Annotated in this window: 2 protein-coding genes and 1 pseudogene; 2 read left to right on the plus strand and 1 reads right to left on the minus strand. The window is 64.9% G+C overall.

The features are described from left to right. Window positions 1–61: 61 nt before the first annotated feature. Window positions 62–703, minus strand: coding sequence for a TetR/AcrR family transcriptional regulator (locus tag HG549_RS05720; protein WP_170028593.1), 642 nt, complete (start codon window positions 701–703; stop codon window positions 62–64). Between the two features lie 169 nt (window positions 704–872). Here HG549_RS05720 and HG549_RS05725 point away from each other — a divergent pair, with 169 nt between their 5' ends. Beyond that, window positions 873–2,603 carry a ShlB/FhaC/HecB family hemolysin secretion/activation protein gene (locus HG549_RS05725; protein WP_170028595.1) on the plus strand — a complete coding sequence of 577 codons (1,731 nt, stop codon included), beginning with the start codon at window positions 873–875 and terminating at the stop codon, window positions 2,601–2,603. A gap of 23 nt (window positions 2,604–2,626) precedes the next feature. Then, window positions 2,627–15,706 (plus strand): annotated as a pseudogene (locus HG549_RS05735) (hemagglutinin repeat-containing protein); the annotation flags it as partial. Window positions 15,707–15,744 lie beyond the last annotated feature (38 nt).

The following is a 15,744-nucleotide window of genomic DNA, read 5'->3' on the forward strand; positions in this document are numbered from 1 at the left end:
GCCACAAACATTGCCGGGGCTGCTTCGCAGCCCTTCGCGACCCAGGCCGCTCCGCTGGGTATCAGGGGCGAAACGCCCGCAAGAACACCCCGACCACCTCGCGCACATGGGCCTCGGCCTCGTCGCCCTCCAGCGGCCCCGCACAGCCCAGCAGCAAGCGGTAGTCCGGCGCGCCCTTGACCAGGCAGAAGAAATGCTCTGCCGCGCGCCGCGGGTTGTCGACACGTAGCAGCCCGCGCTCATGCGCCCCGCGCAGCAGCGCTTCCATCCCGGCCAGTACGCGCTTGGGCCCGGCCTCATAGAAATACTCGCCGAAGCTGGGGTCCAGGCTGCCCTGGGCCATGATCAGGCGGCACAGCTTCACGGCTTCATCGCTGCTGACCAGCGCCTGGAAACCGCGGGCGATAGTCAACAACACCTCTTCCACTGCTGCCCCCTCGGGGTATTCGAACAGCAGGTCGGGCAGCTGCAACTGACAAGTGGCCATGACCGCCGAGCAGAACAGGGTCTGCTTGTCGGTGAAGTGGCTGTACACGGTGAGTTTTGAAACACCTGCCGCCGCAGCGACCGCATCCATGCTGGTGTTGGCATAACCAAGGCTGAGAAACAGCGCCTTGGCTGCCTCGAGAATCGCCTCGCGCTTGGCCAGGTCCTTGGGCCGGCCCGGGCCTATGGGTGCGTCGTGGGACATGGGAACCCGCATTTTTTCAAAAGGTTGCTCATCTTACCGGCTCGAACGGCTTGCGGCTGCAGGTAAAACCCTGGAACAGGAAAGTCATGCCATGCGTCGATGTCTGGTTGATATCAGATTAAAGGCCTAATAGCATCATCGGCCGTTTTTGCCCTACCGCTTTGCTTTCGAAGGATCGAACATGCTTTCCCCCTCCCTGAGCCCGCGTGCCGTCGGCCGGCTCGCATGCGCCCTGTTGGCCATTTTCGTGGGTGCCGCCAGTGCAGCGCCGATGGGCACACCCGGCGACCAGGACCTGATTCGTGAGCGCCAGAACCGCCTGCTGGAAGAGCAGCAACGGCGTCTGGAACAGTTGAAGGAGCTGCCTGGCAAAGGCGCCGAAACGGCCGCGCCGGCCAAGCCCGTCGACAGCCGATGTTTTCCGATCAGCGATATCGTGCTGGACGGCGCCGATGCGCTGTCTTCCTCGGAGCGCGAGCGCCTGCTCAAACCCTATCTCGGCCAGTGCCTGGGTGTCGCGCAGCTGAACGCGCTGCTCAAGGACATCACCGACCTCTACATTGGCAAAGGCCTGGTCACCAGCCGCGCCTACCTGCCCCAGCAGGACCTGTCCAGCGGCCACCTGAGAGTCATCGTGGTGGAGGGGCGCCTGGAAGGCCTGAAACCGGCAGCAGGCAGCAAGCTGTCGGTGCGCGAACTGGGCATGAGCTTTCCTGGCCGGGTTGGCGACCTGCTGGACCTGCGCCAGATCGAGCAAATGGTCGATCAGCTCAACCGCCTGCCTTCCAATCAGGCGCAAATGGAGTTGACCCCGGGCAAAGCGGTGGGTGGCAGCGAGGTGGTCGTGCGCAATAGCCCACAAAAGCCTTGGCGCGTGGGCCTGTCGCGCAGCAACGACGGCCAGCGCAGTACCGGTGAGCAGCAGTGGGGCAGCAGCCTGGAATGGGACAGCCCGTTGGGCCTGGCCGACCAGCTGATGCTGCGTGGCAGCCACGATGCCATCAGCGACCACCAGAAAACCTCGCACAGCGCCATGCTCTACTACAACCTGCCGTTCGGCTGGTGGAACCTCAGCTACAGCTATAGCCAGAGCGAGTACCGCTCGCTGGGCGAGGCTTCGGGGTTCAATTTCAAGCAGACCGGTGACAGCCAGAACCACCAGTTGCGCCTGGAACGGGTGATCCACCGCGATGCCCAAAGCAAGACCTCGCTCAACACCGGCCTGAGTTACCTGCGCACCAACAACTTCATCGAAGACAGCAAGCTGGACACCAGCAGCAACCGCCTGAGTGAAGCGCAATTTGGCATCAACCACGGGCGACGTCTCGGCAACGCCTTCGTCAACTTCGACCTGGGCATGCAGGACGGCATCGGCGCCCTCGATGCCCAGCGTGAAGACCAGCGCAGCAGTAGCGGCAAGCGCCAGCCCAACGCCCGCTACCGCAAGTACACCGCCACGGTCAGCTACCTGCAGCCGTTCACGCTATGGGGTGAGCAGCTGGTGTTCAGCAGCCTGGTCACCGGCCAACGCAGCGAAGACCTGCTGTTCAGCCCGCAACGCATGAGCCTGGGCAGCCAGTCGTCGATCCGTGGTTACAAGGACCAGAGCCTCAATGGCGACAGTGGCTACTACTGGCGCAACGATGTGCGCTGGAGCCGGCCGGTGGCCTGGGACTGGTTGCGGCCGGTGCTGACCGAGTATGGCCTGGGCCTGGCCTACGACGTCGGTGCCATCCGCCATGATCGCTACAACAGCGGGCAAAGCGGCCGGCTGTCCAGTGATGCAGTCGAGCTGTTCGCCCGCGGCAAGCACCTGTCCGCCAGCGTGACCTTCGCCCACTCGCTCGAGCGCCCCGCCGCCATCGAAGCGCGGGAAACGCCGGTCTACTTCCGCCTGGACTTCTTCCTTTAATACCGTTTTTCCCGAGTACCGACATGGACGTTCGTCAATTCGCCTTCCTGGTCCGCCAGCCTTCGGCTGCCCTGCAACCACGCCAGACCTTCTGGGGCCTGTCCAAGCGTGGGCTGGCTTTCATGCTGGCCAACATGATGTTCTGGCAGCCGCTGGTGGCCATGGCCGACGGCATCGTGGTCAACGGCAGCGGCACCCAACTCGGCCAGGCCGGCAACGGCGTGCCCATCGTCAATATCGCTGCGCCCAGCGCTGCCGGGCTGTCGCACAACAAGTTCAGTGACTACAACGTCGGCCAGCAAGGCGTCATCCTCAACAACGCCACCGGCCGCACCCAGGCCACCCAGCTGGGCGGGATCATTCTCGGCAACAGCAACCTCGGCGGCCGTGCGGCGAGCACCATCCTCAACGAGGTCAATGGTGGCAACCCGAGCCAGCTCAAGGGCTACACCGAGGTGGCCGGGCGCTCGGCCCATGTCATCGTCGCCAACCCTTATGGCGTCACCTGCAACGGCTGCGGTTTCATCAACACGCCGAAGGCCACGCTGACCACCGGCAAGCCGGTAATCGAGAACGGGCAACTGCAGCGCTACCAGGTGGAACAGGGCAGTGTCGCCATCGAAGGTGCCGGGCTCAACGCCAGCAACGTCGACCAATTCGAAATCATTACCCGCAGCGCCAGGATCAACGCCGAGATCCAGGCCCGCCAGCTGGCGCTGGTGGCCGGCAGCAACGACGTGGATGCACACAGCCTGGCCGCCACTGCCCGTAGCGCCGACCCGGCTCAGGCTCTGCAGTTGGCCATTGACTCCTCGGCATTGGGCGGCATGTACGCCAACACCATCAAACTGGTGGGCACCGAGGCCGGCGTGGGGGTGAAGCTGGACGGCAAGCTGATTGCCAGCGGCGGCGACATCCAGCTCGATGCCAACGGCCAGCTGCGCCTGGCCGAGGCCACTGCAGCCAACGGCTCGGTGGCGATCAAGGCCGACCAGCTCGATGCCCAGGGCACGGTGTATGCCGGCAATGCACTGCAGGTGCGCACCCAGGGCGACCTGAACAACCGACAGGCCCTTGCTGCCGGGCAGCGCATCAGCCTCGACAGCGGTGGCCGCCTGAGCAACCAGGGCATCATCGAAGCGGGCGTCAACGCCGACAATAGCCGCAATACCACCGGCGACCTGCGCCTGAACGCCGCGCAGGTGGACAACCATGGTCACACCGTGGTGGCCAGCCGCGACCTGAATGTCACGGCGCGGCAAAGCCTGAACAACCAGGGTGGCACCCTCGCTGCCCAGCGGCAGCTGAGCGCCAGCGCCGCCACCCTCGACAACCGCAATGCCGGCAGGCTGGTGGCCGGCGGCCAGGCCGACTTCACCGCTACCGGCCTGCTCAATGGCCAGGGCGGGCTGATCGACGGCGCGACCGTGAACGCCAAGGTCGGCCAGCTGGACAATACCGCCGGCACGTTGCGCGCCGGCCAGCACCTTGGCCTGACGGCCAATGCTGCGGTGGATAACCGTGGCGGCCAGCTCACCAGCCTGCAGACCCTCAGCCTCGAGGCTGGCCAGGTGAACAACAGTGATGGCGGACGCATCGCCAGCAACCAGGCGCTGCGTGCCAGTGTCACCGGGCTCGACCAGCACAATGGCGGCCGCCTGACCAGTGCCAGCGAACTGAGCCTGGACCTGAACAAGGGCCAGCTGAACAACCAGGGCGGCCTGATCAATGCGCCGCGCCTGACCCTGGCGAATCTCGACAGCGTGGATAACCGCCAGGGCGAGATTTCCAGCGCCCAGGCCTTTGCACTGGTGGCCCGCAGCCTCGACAACAGCCTCGGCAAACTGCTCGGCAACCAGAACCTGACCGTGCAGCTGGAACAGGCGCTGAACAATACAGGCGGCCTGGTTTCTGCAAGCGGCGTCGAGGTACGTGCTGCCAGCCTGGACAACCATCAAGGTACCCTGACCAGTCGTGCCAACCTGGCACTGCAGGTGGCAGGTGCCAGCAACAACCAGGCCGGCGAGATTTCCAGCGTCGGCACCACCAGCCTCAAGGGCGGCAGCCTGGACAACCAGGCAGGGCAGGTGAGTGCTGATGGCGCGCTGCAGGTGGCCCTGGACAATGCCTTGGACAATCGCCAGGGCTTGCTCGGCTCTGGCGGGGCGATCGACCTGCAGGCCGGCAGCCTCGACAACCGCCAGGGCGGCAGCCTGGTTGGCGACGCTGGCCTGGCTGCGCGGGTCGCCGGGCTGCTGGACAACCAGCAAGGCGAGATCAACGTCAAGGGTGGCCTCGACCTGCACGCCGGTAAACTCGACAACCGCACCGGCAAACTGCGCGCCGGCCAGGAGGCGCGGCTGGAGGTCGACCAGCTGGACAATCGCCAGCAAGGGCTGCTGAACAGCCTGGCGGCGTTCAGCTACAAGGGCACGCAGCTGGACAACCGTGGCGGCCTGCTCAGCGCCGCCGGGCCGCTTCGCCTGGAGGGCGCCAGCCTGGACAACAGCGGCGGCAGGGTTTCCAGCCAGCGCGCGCTGGTGGCCCAGCTTGGCCGCATCATCAACCAGGGTGGCGAACTGGTCGCGCAGGGCGACCTGCTGCTCACCGGCACCAGCCTCGACAACCGCAGCAACGGCCTGGTCGGCGGTACCAGCGCGTTGCAGCTGAATGTTGCCGACATCGACAACCGTGGCGGGGAGATCTCCACCAGCAAAGGCGTGACGCTGCAAGGCAGCCGTCTGGACAACAGCGACAGTGGCAAGGTCCTTGCCGGTAGCAACCTGCAACTGCAGATGGCCGAGCTGATCAACCGTAACCTGGGCCTGCTGTCTGCTGCGGGCCCGCTGACCCTCGTTGGCCAGCAACTGGACAACAGCCTCGGGCGCCTGGTCAGTGGCGGCGACCTGGACATTGGCTTGGCGGGCGGGCTGGCCAACCAGCAGGGGCTGATCACTGCCGAAGGGCGCCTGGGCGCCACGGTCAGTAGCCTGGACAACAGCAGTGGCAAGCTCTCCAGCGCAGCCGACCTGACCCTGACCAGCGCAGGCGCACTGCGCAACCGCAGCGGCTCGATCACCACCGACGCCGGGTTGGCCCTCACCAGCGGCAGTCTCGATAACGGCGCGGCCGGCCTGCTCAGCAGCAAGGGCGCGGCCAGGCTCGACACCGGGACCTTCGACAACGGCCAAGGCGCACAGCTGCTCAGCGGTGATCGCCTCGACCTGAAAACCGGCCAGCTCAACAACGGCCAGGGCGGCCGCATCGCCAGTGAAAAGGCCCTGGTCGCCAGCATTACCGGGCTGGCCCAGGACGGTGGCCAGCTGTTCAGCAAAAGTGCCTTGACCCTCGACCTGAACCACGGCCAGCTGCGCAACCGCCAGGGCCTGATCAACGCCCCCTTGCTGGTGCTGAACAACCTTGCCGAGGTGGATAACCAACAGGGCGAGATCTCCAGCGCCCAGGCCTTCACCGTGGCCGCGCGCAGCCTGGACAACAGCCATGGCCGGCTGATTGCCGAGCAGGGCCTGACCCTGCGCATCGAGCAGTTGCTGAACAACCTCAAGGGCCTGGTATCGGCCGATGGCCTGGGCCTGCACAGCGGCAGCCTGGACAACAGCCAAGGCCTGATCAGCAGCCGTGCCGGCCAGCTCGTGGCGGTAGACGGTGAGCTGCTCAACCAGGGCGGTACGTTGATCGCCGACCAGCAACTGGAGCTGCAGGCCGCCAGCCTGGTCAACCAGCAGGGGCAGGTGTCGGCAGGTGGCGCGTTGCAGGCCCGGGTCGGCAAGCTCGACAACCAGGCGGGCGTGCTGGTTGCCGCCACCACGCTCAAGCTCGGCGGTGAGGTACTGGACAACCGCCAGGCTGGCCTGGTGGGCGCGAGCCAAGGCCTCGAAGTGCAGGTCAAGGCCGTGGACAACCGCGGCGGCGAGCTGTCCAGCAAGGCGAACGTGACCCTGGGCGGCGAACGCCTGGACAACAGTGAGGGCGGCAAGGTGCTGGCCGATGGCAAGCTGCAGATGGCCGTCGCGCAAGTGATCAACCGCAGCAAGGGTGTGCTCTCGGGCAAGGCCGGCCTGGGCTTGACCGGCAATAGCCTGGACAACGCCGGCGGCCTGCTGCTCAGCCACAAGGCTCTCGATGCAACGCTGCAAGGCACGCTGGACAACCGCCAGGGCCTGATCAGCGCCGAGGGCACCCTTGGCCTGGCGAGCAACCAGCTCGACAACCGCGCCGGGAGTGTTACCAGTGCCGGTGACTTGACCCTCAAGCACACCGGCAACGTGCTCAACCAGGCTGGCGAACTGGTCACCGATGCCGCGCTGCACCTCAGCGCGGCCCAGGTTGGCAACAGCGACCAGGGCACCATCAGTGCCAAAGGGCCAGCCACCCTTCGCGCCAACAGCCTCGATAACAGCCGCCAAGGCCGTATCGACAGCGGCGCCAGCCTGGGCCTGGTCACCGGGCAGTTGGACAACCGCGACGCCGGGCGCATCGCCAGTGACGGCGCGCTCGACATCAACGCCAGCGGCCTTGATCAGCAAGGCGGCCAATTGTTCAGCAACAGCGCGCTGACCCTCGACCTTAACCATGGCCTGCTGGACAACCGCCAAGGCCTGCTCAACGCACCGTTGCTGGTGCTCAAGAACCTTGACGGGGTGAACAACCAGGGCGGCGAAATCTCCTCGGCGCAGGCCTTCACCCTGGCGGCCCGCAGCCTGGACAACAGCAACGGCAAGGTACTGAGCAACCAGTCGCTCATGCTGCGCATCGACCAGGCCCTGGGCAACATCAAGGGCCTGATCGCCGCCGCGTCGCTCGATGCCCGCGCTGCCAGCCTGGACAACAGCGGCGGCACGCTGACCAGCCGTGGCGACCTCGGCCTGCAACTGGCCGATGGCCTGAGCAATGGCCAGCAAGGCCTGATCAGCGCCGCCGGCCTGCTGGCTATCGCCGCCCGTTCCGTGGATAACCAGGCGGGCTCGCTGCTGGGCAACGCCATTCGTGTCGACTTCGGCAGTGCCACGGGCGACCTGAACAACGACAGTGGCCTGATCACCACCGCCGGTGCGCTGACCCTCGATCACCTGCGCGACCTGAGCAACCGCAGTGGTGAGATTTCCACCCGCCAAGACCTCGGCCTGGCCGGCCGCAACCTGGACAACAGCGCCGGCAAACTGATCAGCAGTGGCCAACTGAATGTTACCGCCCGGCACCTGAACAACCAGGGCGGGCTGGTTTCGGGCTGGCAGGGCCTGGGTGTCAACCTGGGCAGCCTGGACAATCGCCAGCAGGGCACCTTGTCCAGCCGCAACGGCGCGCTGGACGCCCAAGTCAGCGGCGACGTGCTGAACAGCGCCGGTGGCGCCTTGGTCAGCCAGCAAGCCTTGAACGTGACAGCGGCGAACCTGGACAACAGTGGCGCCGGCATCCTTTCCAGTGCGGGTGGGCAGCGCCTGACCGTCAGCGGCCTGCTGAACAACGCCCAGGGTGGCTTGATCGACAGCGCCGCGGCCCTGACCCTGAACGCCATGGCCCTGGGCAATGGCAGCGGCAGCATCAGTGCCGGGCAGGCGCTCGAAGTGAATGCCGGCAGCCTGGACAACAGCGCCGGCAGCCTGATCGGCAACGCCGCCGTTACCCTCAAGCTGCTCGGTGCCCTTGGCAACAACCACGGCAAGCTCGCCAGCGCCGGCCCCCTGCGCATCGACAATGCCACGCAGATCGACAACCAGGCTGGGCAGATCGCCAGCCAGGGCCTGCTGAGCCTGTTCGCCGCCAGCCTGGACAACCGCAACCGTGGCACCCTGGCCGCCAACCAGCAGCTGACCCTGGCCGTTGACGGCCAACTGCTGAACAGCGCCGATGGCCTGATCTACAGCCAGAACGGCGGTGCCGATGTGCGCGCCGCCAGCCTGGACAATGCCAAGGGCACCCTGCAGAGCCAGGGCGCCTTGCGCCTGGCCAGCGGGGATATCGACAACCAGAGTGGCCGCATCCTCGCCGACGCTGGCGACCTCGATGTCAGCGCCGGCAACCTGAACAACCGTGGCGGCGTGCTGTCCAGCCTGCACGGCACGTTGGCCGCCGACCTGCGCGGTGTGCTGAGCAACGGTTACGACCAGGCCAACAACCGCCAGGGTGGCATCACCCAGGCCCAGGCCCTAGACCTCAAGGTGCAGGGGGGCATCGACAACTATGGCGGGCGGATTGCGGCACAGGCCGGCGACGCCCTGGTCACCACCGGCGATTTCGACAATCGCAACGGTGGCCTCTACGCCCAGGGGCTGGTCAAGGTCAGCGGTGGCAATTTCGACAACAGCGGCGACAACGATGGCCAGATCGCCGGCCAACGCATCGACCTCGACCTCAGCGGTGCACTGAACAACCGCCTGGGCATCATCGAAAGTGACAGCACCCTGGCGATCAAGGCGGCCAGCCTCGACAACCAGACCGGCCAGCTGCGCGCCCTGGGCAGCGGCGGTGCTACCCGCCTGCAGCTTGGTGGGCAATTCGACAACCGCAACGGCAGCCTGGAAACCGCAAACAGTGACCTCGGCCTCGACGTTGGCAGTTTCCTCAACGCCGGCGGCAGCCTGCTGCACGTCGGCAGTGGCAACTTCGACATCAGCACCGCCAACGTCACCGGCGCCGGCGGCAGTATCGTCACCCGCGGCGGCCTGACCCTCAACGCTGGCAGCTGGAGCAATAGCAACGTCATCCAGGCCGGGCGCCTGACGCTCAATGTCGGCAACTTCAGCCAGACCGCCAACGGCCAGTTGCTGGCCAGCGAAGCGCTGGTCGGCAGCGGCAGCGACTGGCGCAACGACGGCCTGATCGCCAGTGACGGCAGCCTCAGCCTCAACCTTGGCGGCACCTATGCCGGCAATGGCCGCCTGAGCAGCCGTGGCACCCTCGGCCTCAGCGCCGCACAGGTGAACCTGGGCAGCGCCGGCAGCATTGCCGGCGGTGGCGCCACCAGCGTCTCGGTAGCCGGGCAGCTGAACAATGCCGGGCGCCTGACCTCTGCTGGCGGGCTCAACCTCGGCGCGGGCGGCGTCAACAACCAGGGTACCCTGGGTGCTGGCGAAGCACTGAGCGTGACCACTGGCGCCCTGGTCAACAGCGACCACGGCCTGATCTTCAGCGGCAAGGACATGGGCCTGCGGGTCGCCAGCCTGAGCAACAGCTATGCCGACGTCTACAGCCTGGGCAGCCTGACCATCGACCGCGACGGCCAGGGTGGCCTGGCCAGCAGCATCGTCAACCGTTCCGGCTCGCTGCAGAGCGACCTGTCGATGAGCCTGGCGGCGAGCACCATTCACAACGTGCGGGCGGTCCTGCAGACCGAGGACAAGGGCATCTACACGGCCCGCGTCGGCGAGGTGGCCTGCATCGAGGGCTATAACGCCGGCGACTGCGGTGGCAAGCGCAACCACGTGTGGGAAATCGTCCAGCGTGACAAGTTCGAGGTGATCGACGCCAGCGCCGCCTCCAGCATCACCACCGGCGGCAACCTGACCATCCACGGCGGTGACTTGCTCAACAGCAGCAGCACCATCGGCGCTGCTGGCAACCTGGTAGCCACGGTCGGCAGCCTGACCAACAGCGGTGTGGAAACCGGCGAGACCGAAACCACGCGCATTTTCCGTTCCGAGCGCACCCGCAACGCCGGTGCCTGGTACCAGCTCGCCAGCTCGATCACCAGCAAATACTGGTATGAAAGCCCCGGTTACAACCCTGACAACCTGGGCGGCCTGCAAGCCGACCTGGCCAGGTTCATCGGCATGACCGAAGCGGAGCTGGTGAGCCTGGGCAGCACCCGCAAACTGGCGGCTGGCGACCAGAGCTACGCCGCCGTGATGCAGGCCAATGGCGCAGTGAGCATCAACGCCGGCAATGGCATCGACAACAGCGTCGTGCGCCCAGGCTACGCCTACATCGGCAGCGGTGCGCGTACCGATACCACGGCACCTGGCACGGCATTCTCCACCCGCATCACCCTCAACCAGCAGTTGCCGCCAGACCTGGCCCAGCAGCAGGTCAACCCGCTGGCGCTGCCCGGTTTCAGCCTGCCCAGCGGGCAGAACGGCCTGTTCCGCCTGAGCAGCGAGGCGGGCAGCACACCCGCCAGCGGCCCGCAAAGCTGGAGCATGGGCGGCGCGAGCCTGAGTGTGGCGCAGCGCCAGCAGCCGTTGCCGCTGGCCCAAGGGCGTACGCTCAGCATCGGTGCTGCCGACCAGGCAACCGCTAGCGGCACCACCCTGAACACTGCCGACCGCACGCAGGCGAACGTCGCCGGCAATGCCAGCGTCGTCGACACCAGCCTGCCTGGCAACGTGGGCGGCCCCGCGCTGCCAGGTCGCTCGGCCGTGGACGATGGCATCAGCCAGGCCTCCACGCTCAATGGCCAGGGCCCGCTCACCCTCGAGCGCGTACAAGGCCTGCCCGACAGCAGCATGCGCAGCAACCCGCACAAGTACCTGATCGAAACCAACCCGGTGCTCACCGACCTCAAGCAGTTCATGAGTTCCGACTACCTGCTGGCGAACCTTGGCTACAACCCGGACGAAAGCGCCAAGCGCCTGGGCGATGGCTTCTACGAGCAGAAACTGATCCAGCAGGCCGTGCTCGCCCGTACCGGGCAACGCTACATCGATGGCCAGAACACTGACGAACAGCTGTTCAAGTACCTGATGGACAATGCCATCCAGAGCAAGCAACAGCTCAACCTGGCAGTGGGCGTGAGCCTCACCTCCGAACAGATGGCGGCGCTGACCCATGACATCGTCTGGCTGGAAAGCGCCGAGGTGAACGGCGAGCAGGTGCTGGTGCCGGTGCTCTACCTGGCGCACGGCAACAACCGCCTGGCCCCCAACGGCGCGCTGATCGCCGGCAACGATGTCAACCTGATCGCCGGCCAGAACCTCGACAACGTCGGCACCCTGCGCGCCAGCAACAGCCTCTCGGCCAAGGCCGGCAACAACCTGGTCAACAGCGGCCTGGTCGAGGCTGGCAACCGCCTCGACCTGCTGGCTGGCAACAACCTGGTGAACAAGGCCGGCGGCATCATCGCCGGGCGGGACGTCAGCCTGTCCGCCGTACAGGACGTGATCAACGAACGCACCCTGACCTCGCACCAGAGCAGCAACGGCAGCTACGCCCAGCAGCGCGACTTCGTCGATAACGCCGCCCGCGTGGAGGCCGCGAACAACCTGGCGATCAACGCCGGGCGCGACCTGAGCAACCACGGCGGCGTGCTCAGCAGCGCTGCCGACACCAGCCTGAAGGCTGGTCGCGATGTGAAGCTGACCTCGGTCGAGCAGGTCGTGGTCAACGACCGCGGCGTACGCCACACCGACAGCAGCGTGACCCAGAACGGCTCGAGCGTGCAGGCCGGGCGTGACCTGATTGTCAGCGCCGGGCGCGATATCAGCGCAGTGGCCAGTGCAATCGAGGCCAAGCGGGATGTGGCGATGGCGGCGACGGGCGATCTGCAGCTGGCAGCGGCCGCCAACGAGCAGCACTCGGCGAGCAAGACCCGGAAAGTCACCAGCCAGGAGGACCATGTCCAGCAGGTGGGCAGCACTGTGGTGGCTGGCGGCAATGTGGCATTGAAGGCCGGAGACGACCTTGCCCTGAGCGCCAGCCGCGTGACTGCAGGCGATGAGGCATACCTTTACGCCGGCGGCGATGTGCAGCTGGTCGCGCAGGAGAACAGCGACTACAGCTACTACCGCAAGACCAAGACCAGCCACTCCGGGCTATCCAGCAGCCAGAAGACCCGCATCGACAGTTCGACGGCCATCACTCAGCAAGGCTCGTCGGTCAGTGGTGACACGGTGGTCGTTCGCGCCGGGCAGGATATCGGCGTGTCGGGCAGCAGCATCGTGTCGACCAACGACACCAGCCTGCTGGCGGGCCGCAACGTGCAGATCGACAGCGCGACCGAAACGTTCGAGCAGAGCCATGCGAGTTCGAAGAAGAAGTCGGGCCTGCTCAGCAGCGGTGGCATCGGCTTCACGTTGGGCTCGACCAGCCTGGAAAAAACCTCGACCAGCACCAGTGAGAACGCCAAGGCCAGCACCATAGGCAGTGTGCTGGGCAATGTCACCATCGAGGCGGGCAAGGACCTCGGCATCAAGGGGTCGGAGGTTATCGCCGGCAAGGACATCACCCTGGTCGGGCAGAACGTCGAGATCACTGCTGCCGAAAACCACAACAGCAGCGAGCAGACCTCCAAGAGCAAGAGCAGCGGCCTGACCCTGGCGCTGTCCGGTACGGTTGGCAGTGCCATCGACACCGCTTACCAGATTACCAAGCAAGCGACCCGGGAAGAGGACAGCCGGCTTTCTGCCCTTCAGGGCATCAAGGCCGGCCTGACCGGTGTTCAGGCCTGGCAGGCTGCCCAGCAGAACGGCGGCATGACGGCGGCTAATGCTAGCGAGTTCGTGGGCATCGCCGTATCGCTGGGCGGGCAAAAGTCGAGCTCGCGGCAGACCCAGGAGCAGACCGTCAGCCAGGGCAGCAGCCTGACCAGTGGCAACGACCTGAGCATTGTGGCCACCGGCAACGGGGCCGGCAGCGGCGGCGACATCCGGGTCCAAGGCAGTCAACTGAAGGCCGGCAACGACCTGCTGTTGTCCGCTGAACGCGACATCCATCTTGAGGCTGCGGCCAATACGCAAAAGCTCGATGGCAAGAACAGCAGCAGCGGCGGCGCTATTGGCGCCAGTATCGGTGGTGGTCCCGACGGTGTTGGCCTCAGCATCTTTGCCAACGCCAACAAGGGCGCCGGCAACGAGAAAGGCAACGGCACGACCTGGACCGAAACCACCCTCGATGCCGGTAATGAGGCGACCCTGCGCAGCGGGCGGGATACCGCGCTCAAAGGCGCGCAGGTCAACGCTGCGAAGATCACCGCCGACGTGGGGCGTGACCTGACGCTACAAAGCCTGCAGGACACCGACAACTACAAGTCCAAGCAGAGCAACGTCAGCGGTGGGCTGAGCGTCACCATCATCGGTACCGGCGGGGCGAGCGGCAGTCTCAGCGTCAGCAAGACCAAGCTCGATTCCAAGTACCAGAGCGTGCAGGAGCAGACCGGTCTGTTCGCTGGCAAGGGCGGTTATCAGGTCGATGTCGGCAAGCACACCCAGCTCGACGGCAGCGTCATTGCCAGTACCGCCGATGCCGACAAGAACCGCCTGAGCACCGGCACCCTGGGCTGGAGCGCTATCGCCAACAAGGCGGAGTTCAAGAGCCAGATGGCCAGTGCCAGCATCAGCGGTGGCAACGGTGGCACTGACAGGTTCACCAGCAACATGCCAAGCGGCACGTTGATCGCCTACAACCACAGCGGCAGTGCCAGCGGCACCACGGCTTCGGCCGTTTCCGAGGGCACACTGGAAATCCGTGACCCGGGCCGGCAGCAGCAGGATGTGGCCAGCCTCAGTCACGACGTCGAGCATGCCAACGACAGCATCAGCCCGATCTTCGACAAGGAGAAGGAACAGCGGCGGCTGCAGCAGGTGCAGCTGATTGGTGAAATCGGCACACAGGTATCGGACATCGTCCGTACCGAGGGGCAGCTGAAGGCCGACAAGGAGGCGCGTGCGGAACTTGATGCACGCGGCATCCCGGCGCCGGGTAAAGGGGCAAGCGATGACGCGGTCAAGGCGTACCAGGAACAACTGGTCGCCACTGAGGCTTACCAGCGCATCATGGGTAAGTACGGCACCAGTGGTGATTACCAGCGCGTGACCCAGGCTGTGACAGCGGCACTGCAAGGTCTGGCAGGCGGTGATATCGGTTCTGCGCTGGCAGGCGCATCGGCACCATACCTCGCGCAGGTAATCAAGAAATCCACTGGCGACAATAAAGCACTCAACGTCATGGCCCATGCAGTGTTGGGTGCCGTTGTCGCCCAGGCGCAGGGCAACTCGGCGGCGGCCGGTGCAGCGGGTGCGGCCGGCGGCGAGCTGGTTGCCCGCCTGATCACTCAGCAGTTGTATGGCACCAGCGACAGCAACTCGCTCAGCGAAGAACAGAAACAGACCGTTTCTGCGCTGTCGACGCTGGCAGCCGGGCTTTCGGGTGGCCTGGTGGAAGGTAATAGCGCTGGGGCGGTCGCAGGTGCTGGTGCGGGGCGTAACGCGGTTGAAAACAACCTGCTGGCGAACAAGTACGGCGTTGAACGGCTGGATGCAGCCAGCCGGGCGTTGTACGAGAAGCTCAAGGCTGCTGGTATTGGCAGCATTGATGAGTTGCACGAGCGGTATAAAGCCTGTGGAGGAAATGGCAACTGCGAGGTTGGTATTCGTGATGAATACCGGCAGCAGGAGAAACAGGCTGGGGAAAAGCTTGTTGAGCTGTACCAGAGCGGCAGGCTGAGCAAAGCGGAATACGACCTTCTGGTAACGGATTACGCCATTGCGATGATGAGGGGGGTAGTGGACGCGCAGAAGAGCGACGCCGACGCGAGCTTCCTTGATGTCTATGCGCTGTCGGGCAGCGACTGGTCGCCTATGGGCGTTGTTGCCAATCGGTATGTGAAGGCGATCAGAGAGAGTGAGCTGTTTGCGGAGTGGAGAGGGCAAGGGTTAAGTGAGGAGGCAATCATTGAGCGGGCACGTCAGGATGGCTTGCTCGGCTCGACTTTGTCGCCGGTGGATGTGCCAGGGATCATCAGCCTTGTCGATAAAGGTGCTTCGCGGGATGATGTAGTAAAATTTGCGGCGGTGCTGATACTAGGCAAAGCTATCAGCGGTGCAAAAGCAACTGCAAGCCTTGAAAAAGAGGCCGGCACTTACTTTGGGCAGCAGAGAAAATATTGGTCTCAAGAGCCAATCCCGTACAACGGGAATAAGGTTTATCAGCGGAATGACTTGATTGACCCAGGTAGGGTTGATTCGCAAACTGGATTAACCAATAAGCAGCTTATGGAGAATGGATTGGCACCGTATGGAACAGATGGGAAGAAAATAAACCTCCATCATATGTTGCAGACTCAGGATGGTCCTATTGCGGAAGTGACTCAGAGCTTCCATCAGAAGAATACAGCGGTTATTCATATAAACTCTGGCTCAGATATTCCATCTGGAATTAACAGGGCGCAGTTCGAGAAGTGGAAGAAAGG

It is taken from the genome of Pseudomonas sp. SK, from assembly GCF_012975065.1.
Taxonomy (GTDB): Bacteria; Pseudomonadota; Gammaproteobacteria; order Pseudomonadales; family Pseudomonadaceae; genus Aquipseudomonas; species Aquipseudomonas anuradhapurensis.

Bases quoted from the DNA above. Each gene is read 5' to 3' on its own strand.
- HG549_RS05725 (WP_170028595.1), top strand. From the start codon at position 873: ATGCTTTCCCCCTCCCTGAGCCCGCGTGCCGTCGGCCGGCTCGCATGC.
- HG549_RS05720 (WP_170028593.1), bottom strand. From the start codon at position 703: ATGCGGGTTCCCATGTCCCACGACGCACCCATAGGCCCGGGCCGGCCC.